Source organism: Kitasatospora sp. NPDC001540, assembly GCF_042894345.1.
Lineage (GTDB): Bacteria > Actinomycetota > Actinomycetes > Streptomycetales > Streptomycetaceae > Kitasatospora > Kitasatospora phosalacinea_C.
In genome coordinates this window covers 12,496-32,291 of sequence record NZ_JBIAVO010000008.1, presented here as the reverse complement: position 1 = coordinate 32,291, position 19,796 = coordinate 12,496, and the positions used below count along the sequence as shown (strand labels likewise).

17 protein-coding genes are annotated in these 19,796 nt (G+C 73.7%); 14 read left to right on the top strand and 3 right to left on the bottom strand.

What is annotated here, in order from left to right; genetic code table 11:
* Window positions 1–81: 81 nt before the first annotated feature.
* Window positions 82–723, bottom strand: coding sequence for a TetR family transcriptional regulator (locus ACFY00_RS12520; RefSeq protein WP_285737018.1), 642 nt, complete (start codon window positions 721–723; stop codon window positions 82–84).
* Window positions 724–1,049: 326 nt separating this feature from the next.
* On the opposite strand from ACFY00_RS12520, the gene ACFY00_RS12515 reads away from it, so the two are divergent.
* Window positions 1,050–3,362: a PQQ-binding-like beta-propeller repeat protein gene (locus ACFY00_RS12515; RefSeq protein ID WP_388030301.1), complete on the top strand. Its 2,313-nt coding sequence runs from the start codon at window positions 1,050–1,052 to the stop codon at window positions 3,360–3,362.
* Between the two features lie 53 nt (window positions 3,363–3,415).
* Here the strand turns inward: ACFY00_RS12515 and galE are convergent, their stop codons facing one another.
* Entirely contained in the window at window positions 3,416–4,390 is a 975-nt protein-coding gene (gene galE / locus ACFY00_RS12510) for a UDP-glucose 4-epimerase GalE (RefSeq protein ID WP_388030298.1), read from the bottom strand.
* 143 nt (window positions 4,391–4,533) lie between these two features.
* Between galE and ACFY00_RS12505 the strand changes: the two genes are divergently transcribed.
* A complete protein-coding gene (locus ACFY00_RS12505) occupies window positions 4,534–5,619 on the top strand; it encodes a S1C family serine protease (RefSeq protein WP_388030676.1) in 1,086 nt (361 codons plus the stop codon).
* A gap of 117 nt (window positions 5,620–5,736) precedes the next feature.
* On the opposite strand, the gene ACFY00_RS12500 is transcribed toward ACFY00_RS12505, so the two are convergent.
* On the bottom strand, window positions 5,737–6,891 hold the full coding sequence (locus ACFY00_RS12500; protein ID WP_388030295.1) for a sensor histidine kinase: 1,155 nt from the start codon (window positions 6,889–6,891) through the stop codon (window positions 5,737–5,739).
* Window positions 6,892–7,178: 287 nt separating this feature from the next.
* Between ACFY00_RS12500 and ACFY00_RS12495 the strand changes: the two genes are divergently transcribed.
* From ACFY00_RS12495 to ctaD, 12 genes are all read left to right on the top strand, one after another.
* Window positions 7,179–7,586, top strand: coding sequence for an NADH-quinone oxidoreductase subunit A (locus tag ACFY00_RS12495; protein WP_033250855.1), 408 nt, complete (start codon window positions 7,179–7,181; stop codon window positions 7,584–7,586).
* Window positions 7,577–8,212 carry an NADH-quinone oxidoreductase subunit B gene (locus ACFY00_RS12490; RefSeq protein ID WP_388030292.1) on the top strand — a complete coding sequence of 212 codons (636 nt, stop codon included), beginning with the start codon at window positions 7,577–7,579 and terminating at the stop codon, window positions 8,210–8,212. Before ACFY00_RS12495 ends, ACFY00_RS12490 begins: the two co-directional genes overlap by 10 nt.
* Entirely contained in the window at window positions 8,209–9,255 is a 1,047-nt protein-coding gene (locus ACFY00_RS12485; protein WP_388030289.1) for an NADH-quinone oxidoreductase subunit C, read from the top strand. The genes ACFY00_RS12490 and ACFY00_RS12485 overlap by 4 nt, the downstream gene beginning before the upstream one ends.
* Window positions 9,252–10,211: an NADH-quinone oxidoreductase subunit NuoH gene (nuoH, locus tag ACFY00_RS12480; protein WP_388030287.1), complete on the top strand. Its 960-nt coding sequence runs from the start codon at window positions 9,252–9,254 to the stop codon at window positions 10,209–10,211. Before ACFY00_RS12485 ends, nuoH begins: the two co-directional genes overlap by 4 nt.
* On the top strand, window positions 10,211–10,795 hold the full coding sequence (locus tag ACFY00_RS12475) for a NuoI/complex I 23 kDa subunit family protein (protein ID WP_388030286.1): 585 nt from the start codon (window positions 10,211–10,213) through the stop codon (window positions 10,793–10,795). The genes nuoH and ACFY00_RS12475 overlap by 1 nt, the downstream gene beginning before the upstream one ends.
* Entirely contained in the window at window positions 10,792–11,415 is a 624-nt protein-coding gene (locus tag ACFY00_RS12470; RefSeq protein WP_388030283.1) for an NADH-quinone oxidoreductase subunit J, read from the top strand. Before ACFY00_RS12475 ends, ACFY00_RS12470 begins: the two co-directional genes overlap by 4 nt.
* Before the next feature lies 1 nt (window position 11,416).
* On the top strand, window positions 11,417–11,755 hold the full coding sequence (nuoK, locus tag ACFY00_RS12465; protein WP_388030282.1) for an NADH-quinone oxidoreductase subunit NuoK: 339 nt from the start codon (window positions 11,417–11,419) through the stop codon (window positions 11,753–11,755).
* On the top strand, window positions 11,752–13,701 hold the full coding sequence (locus ACFY00_RS12460) for an NADH-quinone oxidoreductase subunit L (protein WP_388030280.1): 1,950 nt from the start codon (window positions 11,752–11,754) through the stop codon (window positions 13,699–13,701). The genes nuoK and ACFY00_RS12460 overlap by 4 nt, the downstream gene beginning before the upstream one ends.
* A gap of 43 nt (window positions 13,702–13,744) precedes the next feature.
* A complete protein-coding gene (locus tag ACFY00_RS12455) occupies window positions 13,745–15,271 on the top strand; it encodes a NuoM family protein (protein ID WP_388030277.1) in 1,527 nt (508 codons plus the stop codon).
* A gap of 32 nt (window positions 15,272–15,303) precedes the next feature.
* Window positions 15,304–16,857: an NADH-quinone oxidoreductase subunit N gene (locus ACFY00_RS12450; protein WP_388030674.1), complete on the top strand. Its 1,554-nt coding sequence runs from the start codon at window positions 15,304–15,306 to the stop codon at window positions 16,855–16,857.
* Window positions 16,858–16,963: 106 nt separating this feature from the next.
* A complete protein-coding gene (gene htpX / locus ACFY00_RS12445) occupies window positions 16,964–17,821 on the top strand; it encodes a zinc metalloprotease HtpX (protein ID WP_388030276.1) in 858 nt (285 codons plus the stop codon).
* A gap of 127 nt (window positions 17,822–17,948) precedes the next feature.
* Window positions 17,949–19,673, top strand: a complete 1,725-nt coding sequence (ctaD, locus tag ACFY00_RS12440; RefSeq protein ID WP_388030673.1) for a cytochrome c oxidase subunit I — start codon at window positions 17,949–17,951, stop codon at window positions 19,671–19,673.
* Window positions 19,674–19,796: the final 123 nt, after the last annotated feature.

The following is a 19,796-nucleotide window of genomic DNA, read 5'->3' as shown; positions in this document are numbered from 1 at the left end:
GTCGGCGAACCTCCCCCGAGGCACGGCCGCATCCGACACACCCGGACAGGAACCGGGGCCGAGCGCCGATGGGCTGCTGTCTTACTTCGGCGGCTTCTTTCCGGTGACTCCCAGGTACACCTGGAGCGCCAGGTTGGGCTTGAGGTCCTTGACCTTCACGCCCCACGAGGTGAACGCCTTGCCGTGCTCGGCCGCGGCGGCGAGCAACGAGACCAGGGCACCGGCGACCGCCGGCGCTTCGACCGTCTTGTCGGTCTTGCCCTGGTTGTTGCGGACCGCTTCGGTGAGCGGGGCCGCCACCGAGTTGAGGACCTTCATGCGGATCTTGAAGAACCGCTTGTCCCCTTCGGCGGCGCCGAGTGTGACCACTCGGAGAATGGCGTCATTCTTGCGCCAGAAGGCGAGGAATCCGTCCACCAGTTCTTCGGAAGTGGTGAAGCCGGTCTTTCCCGCCCAGGACTTTCCATCGACGAGCTCTTTGAGCCCGCCGCTGTCCTCGGCCATTTCCTCGGCGATCTCAAGGACTGCGCCCTCGACATCCGGGAAGTACTGGTAGAAGGTCGCGGGGGAGGTTCCCGCCATACGGGCGACGTCGATGACCTTGACGTCCCGGTACGGCGACGTGCTGAGCATCTCGCGGAGGCAGTCGAGCAGCTTCTGCCGCGTCTCCTGTCCGCGCCGCCCGGCGACGCGACCGTCGACGGTGCGAACTTGTCCTGTCATGTCGTCAGCTTACAGCGGCACGATCTTGGCGCTAATCGGTAGTGCGACTATTAGTCCGGGCGAGGGGGGAAACCGTGCCATTTCCGCTTGAGTTGTTGCCCCCCCGTGTGCTGATGACCCCACAGCGTGACGACAAGTCAGCTGAGGGGGGCCGGAGCCCCGCCGCGGGCCGGGGGGAGGGGCCGCGCGGAGGGTGCCGGAGGGGGCGGCTCCGGTACCCGGGAGCGTGTCACGGGCGGGGGAGATTGGCTCCCGGGCGGCGGGCATTGGAGAATCGGGGGGCGCCACCGCCGGGGGGCGCTGGCGGAAGGGGAGGTGGCTGCGGAGTGGACCAGCTGACGGCGCACGATCCGAGGCGGATCGGGCCCTTCGAAGTGCTGGCCCGGCTCGGCGCGGGCGGCATGGGCCTGGTGTACCTGGCCCGGTCGGCCTCGGGACGCCGGGTGGCCATCAAGACCGTCCGCAGCGAGCTGGCCGAGGACAACCTGTTCCGGGTCCGCTTCGCCCGCGAGATCGCCGCGGCCAAGACGGTCGGCGGCTTCTACACCGCCGCCGTGGTCGACGCCGACGCCGACGCGGCCGTCCCGTGGCTGGCCACCGCCTACGTGCCCGCGCCCTCGCTGGAGGACCTGGTCAACGACTGCGGCCCGCTGCCCGCCGACGCGGTGCGCTGGCTCACCGCGGGCATCGCCGAGGCGCTGCAGTCCATCCACGCGGCCGGGCTGGTGCACCGCGACCTCAAGCCGTCCAACGTGCTGGTGGTCGAGGACGGCCCGCGGGTGATCGACTTCGGCATCGCCGCCGGGGTCTCCAGCACCCGGCTCACCATGACCAACGTCGCGGTCGGCACGCCCGCCTACATGTCGCCCGAGCAGGCCCGCGACAGCCGCAGCGTCACCGGCGCCAGCGACGTGTTCTCGCTCGGCTCGCTGGTGGTGTTCTGCGCCACCGGGCACCCGCCGTACCGCGGCTCCAACCCGGTCGAGACGGTGTTCCAGCTGCTGCGCGACCAGCCCGACCTGTCCGGGCTGCCGGCCGAGCTGGTCGACCTGGTCCGGGCCTGCATGCGGCCCACCCCCGAGCACCGGCCCACGCCCGCCCAGATCCAGGCCGAGCTGGCCCCGCACCTGTTCTCCCGGGCGGACGCCTCCGGCGAGGCGGGGGACTGGCTGCCGCCCGCCGCGCTCGACCTGATCGAGGCCAAGCGCAGCAGCAGACGCCCCGTCACCGCCCAGCAGCAGCCCCCGGCCCGCCCGCAGCAGCAGGTGGCGCTGCCCGCCCAACCGGTCGGCCCGCCGCCGGGGCCGCCCGCCCTGGCCCCCGCCCCGGCCGGGCCGGTCTCCGAGTCCGAGGTGGCCACCGAGCGGGTGCGCCCGTCCCTGCGTCCGGCGGTCGGCGGCCCCGGTGAGGCCGAGATCCGGCTGCCCGGCGCGCACGTGCCGATAGGGCCCGGTCCGCGGGCGGAACCGGCCGCGCCCGCCTCCGCCCCGGCCGGCACCGACTGGGTCCGCCGCAGCTCCGCGCCGTCCGCGGCCCCGCCGCTGCCCCCGGCGCGCTGGCGGCCCTGGCGGTTCCGGATGTCCAACGACGTGTGGGGCACCCCGGTGGTCGCCGACGGCACGCTGTTCGCCTCCAGCTTCGAGGTGCACGCGCTGGACATCGGCTCCGGCGAGCGCCGCTGGAAGACCCGGGACGTGGCCTGGGCGCTGGCCGTGGACGGCGGCCGGGTGCACGCCGCCGACGGCCCGCACCTGTACACGGTGGACGCCGCCGACGGCACCGAGCGCTGGCGGCACTCGCTGGACGGCTGGGTCTACTCGCTGGACGCCGCCGACGGCGTGCTGTGCTGCGGCGTCCGCGGCGGCGGCGTGCAGTTGCGCGCCGCGGCCACCGGCGCCGAGCTGTGGCGGGCCGACGACGCCCAGCAGGAGTACGAGAACCCGCAGTCCGGCCCGGCGCTGATCGCCGGCGCGGCCTACTACCAGGGCGGCGGCCGCCTGCACTGCGTGGACCCGCTGGGCGCCGGGGTGCGCTGGACGGTCCCCCTGGGCGGCGAGGTGCCGTCCCGCCCGGTCGAGCGCGGCGGGGTGCTGTACGTGACCTCCGGCCAGCGGGTGCACGCGCTGGACGCCGCCACCGGCGCCGAGCGCTGGCGCTTCGACGCGCCCGTGGTGCTGTTCACCCCGCCCGCGGTGGACGCCCGCGCGGTGTACGTCGCCGACTACCTCGGCACCCTGTACGCCCTGGACGCCGCCACCGGCCACGGCCGGTGGCGGGCCGCCACCGCCGCCCGGCAGAGCGCCGAACCGGCGGTGGTCGCCGACGGAACGGTCCTGCTGGGCTCCGGCGACACCCTGTTCGCCTTCGAGGCGGCCGACGGCCGCGAACGCTGGCGCTACCCCACCCGGGGCGACCTGGTGGGCTCCCCGGCGGTCTCCGAGGGCCTGGTGCACCTGGGCAGCCGCGACCACTCCCTGCACACCCTGGAGCTGGCCAGCGGCCGACTGCGCTGGGAGCTGGGCACCAAGGGCGAGCTGACCGGCTCCCCGGTGGCGGTCGGCGGCCGGGTCTTCGTCGGCTCCAAGGACCGCTGCGTGTACGCGCTGGACTCCTTCTACGGCACGGCCGTCCCGCAGTAGCCGCCGCGCGGGACGCGGGAGCGGGACGGCCCCGGGGCGCGGGGCCGGGCGGCCTACGGGTGGCGGTGCCGCCAGCCCGCCCAGGCCGAGGTGATCATCGAGCGGAGGTCGTGCTCCGCGCTCCAGCCGAGCTCGCGGCGGATCAGCTCGGCGGAGGCCACCACCCGGGCCGGGTCGCCGGGGCGGCGGGCGGTCACCTCGGGGGCGGTCCGGAGGCCGGTGACCTCGGCGATCTCGGCGATCATCTCGCGCACCGAGGCGCCGCGCCCGGTGCCGATGTTGAGGGTCAGTCGGACCTGCTCGCCGGGCCCGGCCGCCTCCAGGCGGCGGACGGCGGCGACGTGCGCGGCGGCGACGTCCGAGACGTGGATGTAGTCGCGGACGCAGGTGCCGTCCGGGGTCGGGTAGTCGTCGCCGAAGACCAGCGGCGGCAGCCCGGCGGTCAGCCGCCGGAACACCAGCGGCACCAGGTTGGCCGCGCCCGGGTCGGACAGCTCGGGGGCGGCGGCGCCCGCCACGTTGAAGTACCGCAGGGCGACCGCGGAGAGGCCGTGCGCGGCGGCGCAGGCGTTCAGCAGCCACTCGTCGGCCAGCTTGGTCTCGCCGTACGGGTTGATCGGCAGGCAGGGCGTGGACTCGTCGACCAGGTCGACGTCCGGCATGCCGTAGACGGCGGCGGAGGAGGAGAGCACCACCCGGCGCACGCCCGCGTCGACCGCGGCGGCCAGCACGGTGCGCAGGCCCTCCACGTTCTCGTGGTAGTAGAACAGCGGCCGCTCGACCGACTCGCCGACCTGCTTGCGGGCGGCCAGGTGCAGCACGCCGGTGACGCCGTGCTCGGCGAGGGCGCGGTCCAGCAGCGGGCGGTCCAGCGTGGAGCCGGTGACCAGCGGGACGCCGGGCGGCAGGTGGGCGGCCGTCCCGCTGCTCAGGTCGTCCAGGACGACGGTGGGGACGCCGGCCGCGGCCAGCTCCCGGACGACGTGGCCGCCGATGTAGCCGGCCCCGCCCGTGATCAACCAGGTCATGGCCCGATCCTAGAGGGCGCCTTTCGGCGGGCCCCCCGGGTGTGTTGCCCGAGCATTCGGACAAAACGGTGGAATGCTGACAAAGCTCAGTCCAGCGACCGGAGGTGGCCGCCGTGCGCCCGAAGAAGGAACCGACCCGTCCGATCCCGGCCGGCCCCCGTCCCACCGGGCCCAAGCTCTGGGCGGGGCCCGCGGCGCTGCTCGCCGCGGCGGCGCTGCTGGTCAGCGGCTGCTCCAGTTCCGGCTCCGGGTCCAGCTCCACCGCGGCGGCCAGCAGCTCCTCCTCCGCCCCCGCCCCGGCCGGCGACAACCAGCTGGAGCAGGACTACCAGCAGGTGATCGCCCAGGTGCTGCCCTCGGTGGTGCAGATCACCGCGGGGGACGGCCTCGGCTCCGGGATCGTCTTCGACGACAAGGGCGACATCGTCACCAACGCGCACGTGGTCGGCAGCGCCACCACCTTCACCGTGACGCTGGCGAACAGCACCAAGCCGCTGGACGCCACCCTGGTCGGCAGCTACCCGGAGTCCGACCTCGCGGTGATCAGGCTGAGCAGCGTGCCCGGCGGCCTCAAGCCCGCCACCTTCGCGGACAGCTCCAAGGTCGCGGTCGGGCAGATCACGCTGGCGATGGGCAGCCCGCTCGGCCTGTCCAGCAGCGTCACCCAGGGCATCGTCTCGGCGGTCGGGCGGACGGTCAGCGAGCCGCAGTCGGCCGGATCGCCCGGCGCCACCATCGGCAACATGGTGCAGACCTCGGCCGCGATCAACCCCGGCAACAGCGGCGGCGCGCTGGTCAACCTCTCCAGCCAGGTGATCGGGATCAACACGCTGACCGCCGTCGACCCCGAGCTGAACGGCTCGGCCGCGCCCGGCATCGGCTTCGCGATCCCCGCGGCCACCGTGACCAGCATCGCCAACCAGCTGATCAAGGACGGCAAGGTCACCAACTCCGGCCGGGCCGGGCTCGGGGTGACCGTCCGCCCGTACTTCGACTCGAACTTCCAGCCGGCCGGCGCGGCGGTGGTCTCGGTGGTCGGGGGCGGTCCGGCCGCCTCCGCCGGGCTGCAGGCCGGCGACGTGATCACCAAGGTCAACGACACCGCGATCACCAGCCCCTCGGCGCTGACCACCGCGCTGGCCGCGCTCAGCCCCGGCGACAAGGTCACCGTCGGCTACCAGCGGGACGGGCAGGCCAAGACCGCGGAGGTCACCCTCGGGACGCTGTAGCGCCCCACCGGCCCGGGCCCGGAGTGCCGTACCGCGCAAGGGAGGCGGCACTCCGGGCCCGTCCACGTCCGTGGGCGGGCCCGGGGCGGGGCCGGTCAGCTCTTGTGGCCGACCCGGTCAGCTCTTGTGGCCGGCCCGGGTGTGCCAGGGCAGCTCGACCGTCACCGAGGTCGGGCCGTGCTCCGGGCTGTCGACCACGAACACGCCGTCCACCGCCTCGGCCCGCTCGGCCAGGCCGGCCAGCCCGCCGCCCGGGTGCACCCGGGCCCCGCCGCGGCCGTCGTCCCGCACCGTCAGCATCAGTCGGCTGTCCTGGCGCCAGACGTCCACCGAGGCGGTGCGGGCGCCGGAGTGCTTGGAGGCGTTGGTCAGCAGTTCGCTGACGGTGAAGTAGGCGATGCCCTCGACCGCGGAGTCCGGCCGCTCGCCACCCAGCTCGACGTGCACCCGGACGCCGCCGGGCAGCGTGCAGCGGGCCGCGACCGAGGAGAGCGCCGCGTCCAGCCCGCGGTCGGTGAGCACCGCGGGGTGGATGCCGCGGGCCAGGTCGCGCAGCTCCTGCAGGGCGAGCTTGACCTCGCCGTGCGCCGCGTCGACCATCTTCTGCGCGGCCACCGGGTCCTCCGTCAGCTTCTCCTTGGCCAGGCCCAGGTCCATCGCCAGGGCCACCAGCCGGGCCTGCGCGCCGTCGTGCAGGTCGCGCTCGATGCGGCGCAGGTCGGCCGCGGCGGTGTCGACCACCACGCCCCGGTCGTCCTCCAGCTCGCGGACCCGCTCGGCCAGCGCGCCCGGCCACAGCAGCGACTCCACCAGCAGCCGGGAGACCCAGCTGATCACCCGCATCGCCCAGGGCAGCACCGGCCAGCCGACCACCAGCAGCGCCAGCGTCAGCACGAAGCTGAGGATGCCCCAGACCAACAGCGCCACGCAGTACAGCGCGGAGCGCCAGTTCAGCCCGTCGCCCAGCGCGGCCACCACCCGGCCCGCCAGCCCGGCCCGGACCGGGCGCAGCGGCTCCGGCTCGGTGACCCTGCTGCCCAGCTCGGCCCGGGCCCGGGCCCGGGCCACCCGGCCGAACCAGCGGCAGCAGCCCAGCCCGAAGGCCAGCAGCGGCAGGCCGACCAGCGTCACCGCCAGGCCGAGTCCCGTCGTCAGCAGCACGGCCGTCACGACGAACCCGGCCACCCCGATCGGGAGGTTCAGCAGCGCGTTGCTCACCTGCCGCCACAGCTGTGTCCCGTACAACGACGGGCGCTTCGCCTCGTGCTCCATGGTCGGCGCCCTCTCCTGGTGGTCTCGCCGTGCTCTGTCGATCACCAGCATCCCGGTCGGCGACCGCCCCTCGCCATGGTGCTGCACTCCCTCTTCTTCCGGGGGTTATCCCCACCCCCGGCGGTGTGCTCCGGGCCCGGACCGTCCGCAAGCGGAATTCCCGCGGTGTCCGGCGGGGGTCCACCGGCCGTCTTGCAGGACGGGCAGGTGGAGGAGTAAACGAGCGGTGCACATAGACTCCCGCGATAGCGATGGTTATGGACGGGCAAAGAAGAAGGGCGTGACCCATGGAGTGGCAGCCGCTCGCTGCCGACCCCGCCGCCGGCAGCGGCTACTTCGACGCCTACGCGGCGGTCGGACTGCTGGCGGTCATCGGTGTCCTCTTCGTCGTGGTGTCGTTCACCGCGAACCGCCTGCTGCGACCGGTGGTCGACACCCCCGAGAAGCTGCTCGCCTACGAGTGCGGGGTCGACCCGGTCGGTGAGGGCTGGGCGCACACCCAGATCCGGTACTACGTCTACGCCTTCCTGTACGTGATCTTCGCGGTCGACGCGATCTACCTGTTCCCGTGGGCCACGGTGTTCGCCGCGGCCGGTTTCGGGGCGGCCACGCTGGTGGAGATGTTCGTCTTCATCGGCTTCCTCGCGGTCGGACTGCTCTACGCCTGGAAGAAGGGCGTCCTGGAATGGACGTGACGCACTCGCACGGGACGCCCGGCAACGGCCCCGTCCCGCTCGGCATCCCCGACCCGGCCCGCCCCGGCGCCGCCGTCGAGCGGCGCCGCCTCGGCCCGCTGGCCCGGCTGGCGCCGGACCCGGTCAAGGTGGTGCTCAACTGGGGCCGCCGCTACAGCCTCTGGTGCTTCAACTTCGGCCTGGCCTGCTGCGCGATCGAGTTCATCGCCGCGTCGATGGCCAAGCACGACTTCATCCGGATGGGTGTCATCCCGTTCGCGCCCGGCCCCCGGCAGGCCGACCTGATGATCGTCTCGGGCACCGTCACCGACAAGATGGCCCCCGCGGTCAAGCGCCTGTACGAGCAGATGCCCGAGCCGAAGTACGTCATCTCCTTCGGCGCCTGCGCCAACTCCGGCGGCCCGTACTGGGACTCGTACTCCGTCACCAAGGGCGTCGACCAGATCATCCCGGTCGACGTCTACGTGCCCGGCTGCCCGCCCCGGCCCGAGGCGCTGCTCCAGGGCATCCTGAAGCTGCAGGAGAAGATCGCCGCCGAGGACGTCCCGCAGCGCTACGCCGCGCCCGCCGACGCGCTGCGCCGCCCGCTGCGGCCCGCGCCGGACGCCGGGGAGGGGAAGCAGTGACCGACACCCCCGAGACGCCCGAGACGCCCGGAGCCCCGGAGACCCCGGTCACCGCGCCCGAGCCGACCCCCGGGCCGACGCCCGCCGAGCGCACCGCCGCGGCCGTCGGCCCCTGGGCGACCGCCACCGAGGCGTACGACCTGCTGACCGTCGACGTGCCCGCCGAGCACTGGATCGAGGCGCTCACCGCCGCCCGCGACACCCTCGGCCTGGCCTTCCTGGACTGGCTGAGCGCCGTCGACGACCTCGACCGGGGCTTCGCCGTCTGCGCCCACCTGGCCGCCGTCGGCCGTCCCGGCGAGGTGCGCAGGCTGCTGCTGCGCACCCGGGTGCCGCGCGAGAAGGCCGCGCTGCCGAGCGCCGTCGGGGTGTACGCCGGTGCCGCCTGGCACGAGCGGGAGACCCTGGAGATGTTCGGCATCGAGTTCCCGGGCCACCCGCACCCCGTCACCCTGCTGCTGCCGGACGGCTTCGAGGGCCACCCGCTGCGCAAGGACTTCGTGCTGGCCGCCCGGGTGGCCAAGGACTGGCCCGGCGCCAAGGAGCCCGGCGAGGCCGCCGACCACGGCGGCCCGGCCCGGCGTAAGATGCAGCCCGCCGGGGTCCCCGACCCGAACGAGTGGGGCCCGCTCAAGGGCACCCTGCCGCCGGTCGCCGAACGCCCCGCCCGCGGCGCCGCCCGGGCCGGGGCGGCCGCCGGGGTCGACCGCCCGCGCCGCGCCCGCAGCGTGGAGGCGGGCTCCGCCGGCCAGGCCGGGGCCGCGCCCGACGCCCCGCCGGTGCGCGCCGACCGCCCGCGCCGCACCCGCAGCGTCGGCGAGGGGTCGGTCAGCCAGGCCGCGGAACCGGCCGAGCAGCCCGGGGCCCCGCGCCGCACCCCCCGCACCCGGTCCTCCGACGCTCCCTGGCACGCGCCCGTCCCGGCGCACGACGAGCAACCGGAACCCGAACGACCCACCGAGCAACAGCCCGAGCCGCCCGAGCAGCAGGACGGGCAGCAGCCCGGGCAGCCCACCGAGCAGCAGGACGGAGACGGCGCGTGAACCTCCTCGACACGCTCCTGCGCTGCGTCGGCACGCTGGTGGCGTTCCTGGTGCTGCCGCTGGTGGTCGGCCAGGCCGAGCACAAGGTGATGGCGCACATGCAGGGCCGGCTCGGCCCGATGTACGCGGGCGGGTTCCACGGCTGGGCGCAACTGGTCGCCGACGGCGTGAAGTTCGTCCAGAAGGAGAACGTCGTCCCGGCCGGCGCGGACCGCAAGGTCTTCCAACTGGCCCCGGCCGTCGCGCTGCTGCCGTACCTGCTGGTGCTGCTGGTGATCCCGGTCGGGCCGGACGGGATGGTCGGCCAGGTGGTCGACGCGGGCATCTTCTTCGTGCTGGCCGTGATGGGCATCGGCGTGCTGGGCTCGCTGATGGCGGGCTGGGCCTCGGCCAACAAGTTCTCGCTGCTGGGCGCGCTGCGCACGGCCGCGCAGTTGATGTCGTACGAGCTGCCGATGCTGCTGGCCGCCGCCTCGGTGGCGATGGCCGCGGGCACCGTCTCGCTGCCGGGCATCGTGGACGCCTTCCACTGGTGGTGGGTGCCGTGGCAGCTGATCGGCGCGTTCGTGTTCTTCACGGCGGGGCTGGCCGAGCTGCAGCGCCCGCCGTTCGACATGCCGGTGGCCGACTCGGAGATCATCTTCGGCGCGTACACCGAGTACACCGGCCTGCGCTTCGCGCTGTTCCTGCTCGCCGAGTACGCGGGCATCGTGGTGCTCTGCGGCCTGACCACGGTGCTGTTCCTGGGCGGCTGGCACGGTCCGCTCGAAGGCGACCTCGGCTGGCTGTGGACGCTGGTGAAGACCTTCGCGCTGGCCTTCGTGGTGCTCTGGCTGCGGGTCACCTACCCGCGCCTGCGCGAGGACCAGCTGATGCGCTTCGCGTGGACGGTGCTGATCCCGCTGGCGCTGGCCCAGCTCGCCCTGACCGGCATCATCAAGGTGGCGATCTCGTAATGGGAATTCCCGGCTCCGGCCTGGCCAAGGGCCTGGCCGTCACCCTGCGCACGATGACGCGCAGGACCGTCACCGCGCAGTACCCCGACGTGCAGCCCGACCTGCCGCCGCGCACCCGCGGGGTGATCGCGCTGCTGGAGGAGAACTGCACGGTCTGCATGCTGTGCGCCCGCGAGTGCCCGGACTGGTGCATCTACATCGACTCCCACAAGGAGACGCTGCCCGCCGCCGACCCGAACGCCCGCGCCCGCACCCGCAACGTGCTGGACCGCTTCGCGATCGACTTCTCGCTCTGCATGTACTGCGGGATCTGCGTCGAGGTGTGCCCGTTCGACGCGCTGTTCTGGTCCCCGGAGTTCGAGTACGCCGAGACCGACATCCGCGAACTCACCCACGAGCGCGAGCGGCTGCGCGAGTGGATGTGGACCGTCCCGCCGCCGCCCGCGCTCGACGCCGCGGCGGAGGAGCCCAAGGAGATCGCCATGGCCCGCAAGGCCGCCGACAAGCTGGCCGCAGCCGCGGCCGCCGCGGCCGCCGCGGCCGCCGAGGCCGCTGCCGCCGCCGAGGAGGGTGGGGAGAGTTGAGCACCCTGCTGGCCGCGGCGGGCTCGCTGGAGCCCGCCGCGCGCTCGTACCTCTCGCCGACCGGGCAGGAGATCGTCTTCCTGCTGGTCGGTGTGCTCGTGCTCGGGGCGGCCGTCGTCTCGGTGACGACCCGGCAGCTGGTGCACGCCGCGCTGTGGCTGGTGGTCGCGCTGGGCGGGCTCGCGGTCGAGTTCCTGCTGCTGACGGCCGAGTTCGTGGCCTGGGTGCAGGTGCTGGTGTACCTGGGCTCGGTGGTCGTGCTGGTGCTGTTCGGCCTGATGCTGACCCGCGCCCCGATCGGCCGCTCCCCGGAGGCCGACTCCGGCAACCGCCCGGCCGCGCTCGCGGTCGGCGCCGCCTCCGCCGCGACCCTGGTCACCCTGGTCGTCGACGCGTTCCGCTCGTCCTGGATCGACCTGTCCGGCGCGGCCGGCACCACCCGGCTGACCGGCGAGTACCTGTTCTCGCACTGGGTGCTGCCGTTCGAGGCGCTGTCGGTGCTGCTGCTGGCCGCGCTGGTCGGCGCGATCGTGCTCTCCCGCACCAAGGGCGGCAGCGCGGACGCCGGGCCGCGGGCCGGGAAGCTGCGCACCGGCCTGACGAAGCAGAAGGAGCGCTGAGGTGCACCTCGCCTACCCCGCCGTCCTCGCCGTGCTGCTGTTCAGCGTCGGCGTGTACGGCGTGCTCGCCCGGCGCAACGTCATCCTGGTGCTGATGTCGGTCGAGCTGATGCTCAACGCCGTCAACCTCAACCTGGTCGCCTTCGACGTCTGGCTGCGCGACACCCTGCACGCCGGACAGGCGCTCACCCTGTTCACCATCACCATCGCCGCCGCCGAGATCGGTCTCGGCCTGGCCATCGTGCTGCTGGTCCACCGCACCCGCCGCACCGCCGCCGTCGACGAGGTCACCGCGCTCGGCGACCGCCACGAGGCGGACACCGAGGAGGTCGCCCGATGAACCTCGCGCTGCCGATCCTCGTCCCCGCGCTGCCCGCGCTCGGCGCGGCCGCCGGCCTCGCCACCGGCCGCCGGTACCCCGGCCTGGCCCGCCCGCTGGCGGTGCTGCCGGTCGCGGTCTCCGCCGTGCTGGCCGTGGTCACCGCCCTCCAACTGGGCACCGGCGCCACCCTGGACGCCGCCACCCGGCTCGCCCCCACCGGCGGCCCCGAGATCTCGCTCGCCCTGCACCTGGACGGCTTCTCCTCGCTGATCTCGGTGCTGGTCGGCCTGGTCGCCACCTGCGTGCAGGTCTACTCCACCGCGTACCTGAAGGACGACCCGCGCTACCCCTCGTACGCGGCCCTGGTCTCGCTGTTCACCGCCGCGATGTTCCTGGTCGTCTACTCCGGCGACCTGATCGTGCTGCTGGTCGGCTGGGAGGTGATGGGCATCTGCTCGTACTTCCTGATCGGCCACCACTGGGAGGGCGCCGACGCCCGCAGCGCCTCGCTGAAGGCCTTCCTGGTCACCAAGCTCGGCGACGTGCCGTTCCTGTTCGGCCTGTTCCTGCTCGGCGCGGACGCGGGTACCTTCCGGATCACCGAGGTGCTGCACACCGCCGCCACCGGCGGCCTGCACCACCCCACGCTGATCGCCCTGCTGCTGCTCGCGGGCGTCGCGGGCAAGAGCGCCCAGTTCCCGCTGCACACCTGGCTCCCGGACGCGATGGCCGGCCCGACCCCGGTCTCCGCGCTGATCCACGCCGCCACCATGGTCGCCGCGGGCATCTACCTGGTCGCCCGGCTGCTGCCGGTCTTCCTGCTGTCCTCCGCCGCGCTGCTGGTGCTGGCCGTCATGGCCGCCGTCACCATGGTCGGCTCCGCACTGTGCGCCCTGGCCCAGGACGACCTCAAGCGCGTCCTCGCCTACTCCACCGTCGGCCAGCTCGGCTACATGGCCGGGGCGCTGGCCTCCGGCGACCGGCAGGCCGCGGTGTTCCACCTGGTCGCGCACGGCGCGTTCAAGGCGCTGCTGTTCCTCACCGCGGGCGTGGTCATCCACGCCGCGCACACCAACTCGATCAGCGCCATGTCCCGGATCGACGGCCTGCGCCGCCGCGTCCCCGACGCCTACTGGACGATGGGCCTCGGCCTGGCCGCCCTGGTCGGCCTGCCGCCGTTCGCGGGCTTCTTCTCCAAGGAGGCCGTGCTCACCGCCGCCGAGCACGCCGCCCACGGCGAGGCCCTCACCGGCCACCTCGGCCCCGCCTCGGCCGTCCCCGCCGCGGCGGGCTGGACGGTCCTGGTCGCCGGGCTGCTCACCGCGCTGCTCACCGCCGCGTACGCCACCCGGCTCTGGCTGGTCGCCTTCCACTCCCGGCCGGTGGCCGCCGACGCCGACGCCCCGTACTCCCCGGAGATCGACGAGGCCGACCCGGCGCACGCCGAACCCGCCGCGATGCGCTGGCCGCTGTGGGTGCTGGCCGTACCCACCATGGGCTTCGGCCTGCTCGGCCTGCGCACCGAGTGGCTGCCCCGGCTGCTCGACGGCGAACCGCTGCGCCCCGGCTTCGAGACCGCGGTCCTGGGCCTCGGCGCCGCCGCGATCGGCATCCTGATCGGGTACGCCGCCTGGCGCACCGCCGCCGCCCGCGCCACCGCCGGGCAGCCCGCCACCGACCCCGGCCGCCTGCTGCTGGGCCCGCTGCACGGGCCCGCCCAGCACGGCTTCGGCGTCGACCGGCTCTACAGCGCCCTGTTCGTCCGGCCCACCGCGGCCGCCGCGAAGCTGGTCCGCTTCCTGGACCGCGCCGTGGTCGAGACGTACGTCCGCGGCGCCGGGGCCGCGCCCGGCTGGCTCGGCCGCGCCGTGCGCCTCGCCCAGACCGGCAACGCCCAGGGCTACCTGAGCGCACTGCTGGCCGGGGCCGTCCTGCTCGCCGTCCTGGTGGCGGTCGGCTCATGACCCGTCCTCACCTCCCCGTCCCGGCACGCCCTTGGAGCCCCCGATGAACGCGGTCCTCATCGCCCTCCTGGCCCTGCCGCTGCTCGGCTCCGCCCTGACCCTCGCCCCGATCGGCGACCGGCGGGCGCTGCGCCTCGGCACCGCCGTCACCGGCGCCACCCTGCTGCTGGCGGTCGTCCTCGCCGCGGGCTTCGACCACGACGACCCGAGCCGGATGCAGGCCGTCACCGACGTCTCCTGGATCCCCGCGCTGGACGTCCGGCTGCACCTCGGGGTCGACGGCATCTCGCTGCCGCTGCTGGTCCTCACCGCGCTGCTCACCTTCCTGTGCGCGCTCTACTCGCTGCGGAGGCTCCCCGCGGGCCCCGGCGGCCGGGCCTTCACCGGCCTGCTGCTCCTGCTGCAGACCGGCATGCTGGCCACCTTCGCGGTGCTCGACCTGGTGCTGTTCTTCCTGGCCTTCGAGATCGTGCTGGTCCCGATGTACTTCCTGATCGCGCGCTGGGGCAGCGGGCAGAAGGTCGCGGCCGCGAACCGGTTCATCCTGTACACCCTGCTCGGCTCCGCCGTGATGCTGCTCGGCTTCCTGCTGATCGGCGTCAAGGCCGGGACGTTCGACATGGTGAAGCTCGCCGACGCGCACGGCTCCGGCCTGTCCCACACCACCCAGCTGGTCGCCGCGCTGGCGATCCTGGTCGGCCTCGCCGTGAAGGCCCCCGCCTGGCCGCTGCACTCCTGGCTGCCCGACGCGCACACCGCCGCCCCCACCGCCGGGTCGGTGCTGCTGGCCGGCGTGATGCTCAAGATGGGCACCTACGGCCTGGTCCGCGTCCTGCTGCCGATCGTCCCCGACGGCACCGCGACCTTCGCCCCCTACCTGGGCGCGTTCGCCGCCGTCGGCATCGTCTACGGCTCGCTCGCCTGCCTGGCGCTGGCCCGACCGGGGGCCAAGGGCGACCTGAAGCGGCTGATCGCGTACTCCTCGGTCGGCCACATGGGCTTCGTGCTGCTCGGCATCGCCTCGCTCACCCCGGCCGGCCTGAACGGCGCGCTGTTCGCCAACGTCGCGCACGGCCTGATCACCGGCCTGCTGTTCTTCGTGGTCGGCGCCGTCAAGGACCGCTACGGCACCGCCGACCTCGACACCCTCGCCGGGGCCACCGGCGCCGCCCTCTACGGCCGCGCCCCGCGGATCGGCGCCCTGCTCGCCTTCGCCGCCGTCGCCAGCCTCGGCCTGCCCGGGCTGGCCGGGTTCTGGGGCGAGCTGCTCGCCATGTACGGCGCGTTCGACCCGGCCGCCGGACTCTCCCGGCCCGCGTTCGTCACCTACATGGCGCTGGCCGGCCTCGGCACCCTGCTCACCGCCGCCTACCTGCTGGTCGTGGTCAAGCGGGTCTGCATGGGCGACCCCGGGCAGCCCGCCCCGGTCGCCGACCTGCCCGACCTCAAGGGCTACGAGGCCGCCAGCTGGACGCCGCTCGCCGCGCTCACCCTGCTCGCGGGCCTGTGGCCGGCCCTGCTCCTCGGCCTCTCCGACCCGGCCGTCAAGCACCTCCTCGGAGGCGGCTGATGGCCACCGCTCACGACCTGGGGCAGCCCCTCATGACTCCGCTGACGCCGCTCGCCGTCGCCGACCCGGGCGGCCTGATCCAGTCCGTCGACTGGGTGGCCGTCGCCCCGCCGCTGATCGCCGCGCTCGCCGCCCTCGCCGTCCTGGTCACCGACCTGTTCCTGCCCGAGGCCCGCAAGCGCCTGCTCGGCTGGCTGAGCGCCGCCGGGCTGCTCGCCGCGCTGGCCGCGCTGCTCCCGCTCGCCCTGGGCGACACCCGCTCCACCTTCTGCTTCCGGAGCCCCGGCGGCGGCTGCTCCTACACCGCCGACCACTTCGCGCTGGCCTTCCAACTGCTGGCCCTCGGCGGCGCGCTGCTGACCGTGCTGCTCTCGCTGCACACCGTCGAGGCGGAGAAGTTGCCCGGCGGCGAGTACTGGTTCCTGCTGCTCTCCTCCGCCTGCGGCGCCGCCCTGCTGCCCGCCTCCCGCGACCTCGCCACCCTGGTGATCGCCCTGGAGGTCGCCACTCTGCCCGCGTTCGCCCTGGTCGGCCTGCGCCGGGACGGCCGCGGCGCGGAGAGCGCGCTCAAGTTCTTCCTCTCCTCGGTCACCGCGACCGCCGTGATGCTGCTCGGCGTCAGCTTCGTCTACGCCGCCGCCGGAACGATCCAGTTGCAGGGCGTCGCCGACGGACTGGCCCACGCCCCCGGCCAGTTGAAGCCGCTGGCCGAGGCGGGCGCGGTGCTCACCCTGGTCGGCTTCGCGTTCAAGACCGCCGCCGTCCCGTTCCACTTCTGGGTCCCCGACACGTACGTCGGCGCCCCGTTGCCGGTGGCCGGCTACCTCTCGGTGGTCGGCAAGGCGGCCGGCCTGTCCGGCCTCGCGCTGGTCACCACGCTCGCCCTCCGCCCGTACGGCCACACCTGGGGCCTGGTGCTGGCGGTGCTCGCCGCGCTCACCATGACGTTCGGCAACGCGGCCGCGCTGCGCCAGCGCACCGACACCCCGCACGGGGCGGTCCGGCTGCTGGCCTGGTCCTCGGTCGGCCAGGCGGGCTACCTGCTGGTGCCGCTGGCCGCCGCCGGGTACGCGGGCTCGACCGAGCCGCTGGGCGCGACCGTGGCGTACGCGCTGATCTACGGCCTGGTGAACCTGGGCGCGTTCGGCGTGGTCGCCCTGGTCGGCGGCTCCGGGCGGCTGGACGGCTTCCGCGGGCTGGCCGGGCGCAACCGCTGGGCGGCGTTCGGGCTGGCGTTCTTCCTGCTCTGCCTGGCGGGCCTGCCGCCGGGCGTGGTCGGCCTGTTCGGCAAGGTCGTGGTGTTCCGCTCGGCCGTGGACGCGGGCCTGGGCTGGCTGGCCGTGGTGATGGCGGTGAACGTGGTGGTCGCGCTCGCCTACTACCTGAAGTGGACCGCCCTGCTGTTCGCCCCGCCCGCCGAGGAGGGCGCCGGGAAGGCCGTCGGGAAGGCCGCCGGGGAGGCCGTCGCCCCGCGCCGGACCCCGGCCCCGCTGGGCGCCGCGCTGGGCCTGGCCGCGGTCGGCGCGGTGGTGCTCTCGGTGGCCCCGCAACTGGTGCTGCAGGTGGTGTCGGGCAGCCTGTTCTGAACCGTGGTCGAATGCCGGAGGGAACGAACCGCCTGGTGCGGCGCGTTGATCCCGGCAGAGGGAAGCAGCTCCACGGCTTCCACCGGCACCACAGGAGGGTCCCGCAGTGCACAGCCACCACAACGGGTTGCGGACGGCCGTCCTGCTGGGCGGTCTCTCCGCGCTGATCCTGGTGATCGGCAGCTTCTTCGGGCGCACCGGCCTGCTGGTGGCCCTGCTGATCGCGGTCGGCACCAACGCGTACGCGTACTGGAACAGCGACAAGCTGGCGCTGCGCGCGATGCGGGCCCGCCCGGTCAGCGAGATCGAGGCCCCGCAGCTGTACCGGATCGTCCGCGAGCTCTCCACCTCGGCCCGTCAGCCGATGCCCCGGCTCTACATCTCGCCCACCCCCGCGCCGAACGCCTTCGCCACCGGCCGCAACCCGCGCAACGCGGCGGTCTGCTGCACCGACGGCATCCTGCAACTGCTGGACGAGCGCGAGCTGCGCGGCGTCCTCGGCCACGAGCTCAGCCACGTCTACAACCGGGACATCCTGATCTCCTCGGTGGCCGGGGCGCTCGCCTCGGTGGTGATGTTCCTGGTGAACTTCGCCTGGCTGATCCCGGTCGGGCGCTCGGACGACGACGACGGCCCGGGCCTGGTCGGCATGCTGGCGATCATGATCCTGGGGCCGGTCGCCGCCAGCCTGGTCCAACTGGCCGTCAGCCGCTCCCGCGAGTACCAGGCCGACGCCGACGGGGCCCGGATCACCGGCGACCCGCTCGCCCTGGCCAGCGCCCTGCGCAAGCTCGACGCGGGCACCCAGCGGCTGCCGCTGCCGCCCGAGCCGCAGCTGCAGACCGCCAGCCACATGATGATCGCCAACCCGTTCCGTCCCGGCGAGCGCGGCGCGAAGCTGTTCTCCACCCACCCGCCGATGCGCGAGCGGATCGCCCGCCTGGAGCGGATGGCCGGGCACTGACCGCCCCGGGGCCCGCCCGCTGCCCCCTTCGGGCGACCGCCCGGCGAGCGTCCGCCGTCCGCCCCCGCTCCGCTGGTAGGGCTGAACGCACTGACCAGTCCGAGGCCGGAGGTGCGGTGCGGTGACCATGCTGCCCAGCGATGCCGAACTGGGTCCCACCGGCCCGCCCGTCCCGCAACCGCCGCCGCGCCGTCGCTTCGGCCGCGCCTCCCGCCCGCGCCGGGGCCGGGCGCTGGTGGTGTGGCTGACCACCACCGACCACAAGCAGATCGGCACCCTCTACCTGGTCACCTCGTTCGCCTTCTTCCTGCTGGGCGGGGTGCTGGCGCTGGCGATGCGGGCCGAACTGGCCCGTCCGGGGACGCAGATCCTGTCGAACGAGCAGTTCAACCAGGCGTTCACCATGCACGGCACGATCATGCTGCTGATGTTCGCCACCCCGCTGTTCGCGGGCTTCGCCAACTGGTTCATGCCGCTGCAGATCGGCGCCCCCGACGTGGCCTTCCCCCGGCTGAACGCCTTCGCGTACTGGATGTACCTGTTCGGTTCGCTGATCGCGGTGGGGGGCTTCCTGACCCCGAACGGGGCGGCCGACTTCGGCTGGTTCGCCTACGCGCCGCTGAACGACGCGATCCACTCGCCGGGCGTCGGCGCCGACATGTGGATCATGGGCCTGGCCTTCTCCGGCTTCGGGACGATCCTCGGCTCGGTCAACTTCATCACCACGATCGTCTGCATGCGGGCGCCCGGCATGACGCTGTTCCGGATGTCGATCTTCACCTGGAACGTGCTGCTGACCTCGATCCTGGTGCTGATGGCCTTCCCGGTGCTGGCCGGGGCGCTGCTCTGCCTGGAGGCGGACCGGAAGTTCGGGGCGCACGTCTTCGATCCGGCCAACGGCGGGCCGATCCTGTGGCAGCACCTGTTCTGGTTCTTCGGCCATCCGGAGGTGTACATCATCGCGCTGCCGTTCTTCGGCATCGTCACCGAGGTCCTGCCGGTGTTCTCCCGCAAGCCGGTCTTCGGCTACTCCGGCCTGATCGCCGCGACCATCGCCATCGCCGGCCTGTCGGTCACCGTCTGGGCGCACCACATGTTCGTCACCGGGCAGGTGCTGCTGCCGTTCTTCTCGTTCATGACCTTCCTGATCGCGGTGCCGACGGGCGTGAAGTTCTTCAACTGGGTCGGCACCATGTGGCGCGGCTCGCTCTCCTTCGAGACGCCGATGCTCTGGTCGATCGGCTTCCTGGTCACCTTCCTGTTCGGCGGCCTGACCGGCGTCCTGCTGGCCTCGCCGCCGATCGACTTCCACGTCTCGGACTCGTACTTCGTCGTCGCGCACTTCCACTACGTGGTGTTCGGGACGGTGGTCTTCGCGATGTTCGCGGGCTTCTACTTCTGGTGGCCGAAGATGACCGGACGGATGCTGGACGAGCGCCTCGGCCGGATCCACTTCTGGACGCTGTTCGTCGGCTTCCACACCACCTTCCTGGTCCAGCACTGGCTGGGCGCCGAGGGCATGCCGCGCCGCTACGCCGACTACCTGGCCTCGGACGGCTTCACCACCCTGAACACCGTCTCGACCATCGGGTCCTTCCTGCTCGGCCTGTCCACCCTGCCGTTCCTGTACAACCTCTGGAGGACCGCCAGGTACGCGCCCAAGGTCGGCGTCGACGACCCGTGGGGCTACGGCCGCTCGCTGGAGTGGGCGACCTCCTGCCCGCCGCCGCGGCACAACTTCACCACCCTGCCGCGGGTCCGCTCCGAGTCCCCGGCCTTCGACCTGCACCACCCCGACATCGCCGAGTTCGACCGGCTGCAGAACGACCGGCCGCTGCCCGACCCGCGCTGACGCCCGGGCCGGCGCCGCGGTGGCGCCGTCATACCGGTGCCGCGCTCGACGTGCGGTGTCCGTTTCGCGGTGATAGGAATCGTTTCGTCCCTACGCCGTTAGAGGCGTGGGGACGTTCCGTCT